We start from the raw sequence: 2,264 nt of genomic DNA on the forward strand, positions 1-2,264 counted from the left end.
CAGCGCGCCCGTGGTGGCACCTACGGTGGCGACATCGCTCACACGATGGCGCAGCCGACCGTTCCCGGTCACGACCCGCAGGCCGACCCGTACCCCAGCGGTCCGGACAACACCGGTGACCTGGCCAAGGCCAAGGACGAGTTGCAGCAGTGCAACAAGCCCAATGGCTTCGCCACCAAGATGGCCTACGTCAACGCGGGCAAGGGCCCGGCGGTCTTCGCCGCCGCGCAGCAGGCGCTGGCTCGGGTCGGCATCAAGTTGACGGCCGCGGTGCACGCCCAGTCCGGTTACTACGGCGGTTACTTCGGCAAGCCCGAGACCGTCAAGAGCGTCGGCATCGGCATCGCGCAGGCAGGCTGGGGTGCCGACTACCCGACCGGTGGCGGTTTCTGGACCTCGATCGTGGCCAGCTACGCGCCTCCCGGCGGTGGCAACTACACCCAGATCAAGGACAAGAAGATCGACGACCTGCTGGCTGAGGCTGCCAAGTCCACCGGCCGGCACGACGACCTGTTCAAGCAGCTCGACGCCCGGGTCATGGAACTCGCGGTCGACCTGCCGTTCGTGTATGACAAGACGCTGTACTACCGCAACCCGCGTCTGACCAACGTGCGTAACAACTTCGCACTCGGTTCGTACTACGACGCCGTCAACGTCGGTGTCAGCGACGGCAAGTAACGCCTGATCTCCGATTCAGGCGAGCTAGATCTGACTGACTAGAGAGGTGGCAGTGTCGGTGGCCGGTCCGGGTAGTCCCGGGCCGGCCACCGACACGCAAACGCGATGATCAGATATGTCATTCGCCGTTCGATCGGCGGCCTGCTGGTGCTCATCGTGACGAGCTTCGTCACGTTCTTCATCTTCCAGGTCGGCCCCAAGATCGCGCACGTCTCACCGGCTCTGTTCTATGTCGGCAAGATCCCTCCCACCGAGGCCGGCCAGAAGCTGATCGAACACCGCTTCGGGTTCGATCTTCCGCTGTGGAAGCAGTACTTCAACTGGACGGGCGGCATCATCTTCGGCCGCGACCTCGGTGATGACACCGGTGCGGTCGTCCACTGTGCCAAGCCGTGCCTGGGCTACTCGTTCCGGCAGCAACTGCCGGTCACCCACCTGATCTGGCAAGCCCTGCCGGTGGAGCTCAGCCTCGCCTTCGGCGCGGCCGTCCTCTGGCTGGTCGGCGGGCTGGTGATCGGCTCGATCTCGGCGCTCAAGCGGGGAACGCTCTTCGACCGGTCCGCGATGACCGTGGCGTTGGCCGGGGTGTCGCTGCCCATCTTCTTCACCGGGCCGATCCTGTTGCTGATCTTCAAGTACAAGCTGGCCTGGCTACCCAACACCAACTACGCCCCGCTGACCTCCAACCCTGCCCAGTGGTTGAAGTCGATGATCCTGCCGTGGTTCGCGCTGGCGTTCCTCTACGCGGCGTTCTATGCCCGGCTCACCCGGGCGAACATGCTCGACACCATGGGCGAGGACTACGTCCGGACCGCGCGGGCCAAGGGACTGGCCAGGCGAACCGTGGTGATCAAGCACGGCCTGCGGGCCGCTCTCACCCCGATCGTGACGATCTTCGGACTGGACCTCGGTCAGCTGATCGGCAGTGCCGTGATCACCGAGTCGGTGTTCAACCTGCAGGGACTCGGCCTGATCAGCATCCGCGCCATCAACAGCCAGGACCTGCCGGTCATCCTGGGTGTGACTCTCGTGGCCTCATTCGCCGTTGTGCTGGCTAACATCATCGTCGACATCGGATATGCCTTCGTCGATCCGCGCGTGAGCTACAGCTAGAGACCGGAGACCATCCAGTGACAGCCCAGCCCCTCGTCCGACTCGACAAGCCAGAGGTCGGTGACGCGTTTCTCTCGGTGCGCGACCTTCGGGTGCACTTCCCGACCCCGGACGGTCTCGTCAAGGGCGTGGATGGCCTGTCCTTCGATGTCCGGCGTGGCGAGATCCTGGGCATCGTCGGCGAGTCCGGCTCAGGTAAGTCGGTCACCTCGCAGGCCATCCTCGGGCTGCACAAGGGAAGCCAGGCCCGGATCACCGGGGAGATCTGGCTCGACGGCACCGAGCTGGTAGGCGCCTCCGAGGACGACATGCGCTCGCTGCGCGGCGACAAGATGGCCATGATCTTCCAGGACCCGCTGTCGGCGATGCACCCGTTCTACCGGGTCGGCGCCCAGATCGCCGAGGCGTACCTGGTGCATAACAAGGTGTCCAAGTCGATGGCCAAGAAGCGGACCATCGAGATGCTGGACCGG

General features: G+C 64.8%; 3 protein-coding genes. All 3 read left to right on the forward strand.

Annotated features, from left to right (window positions below; translation table 11 throughout):
* The coding region (locus VF542_RS03795) for an ABC transporter substrate-binding protein (protein WP_408650373.1) at window positions 1–678 on the forward strand (678 nt) is incomplete at its 5' end.
* Window positions 679–783: 105 nt separating this feature from the next.
* Window positions 784–1,791: an ABC transporter permease gene (locus VF542_RS03800; protein WP_408650374.1), complete on the forward strand. Its 1,008-nt coding sequence runs from the start codon at window positions 784–786 to the stop codon at window positions 1,789–1,791.
* A 17-nt stretch (window positions 1,792–1,808) separates the two neighbouring features.
* Window positions 1,809–2,264 (forward strand): ATP-binding cassette domain-containing protein (locus tag VF542_RS03805; RefSeq protein WP_408650375.1); only part of this gene is annotated, 456 nt, incomplete at its 3' end.

Origin of the sequence: Jatrophihabitans sp., from assembly GCF_036389215.1 — a bacterium.
Taxonomy (GTDB): domain Bacteria; phylum Actinomycetota; class Actinomycetes; order Mycobacteriales; family Jatrophihabitantaceae; genus Jatrophihabitans_A.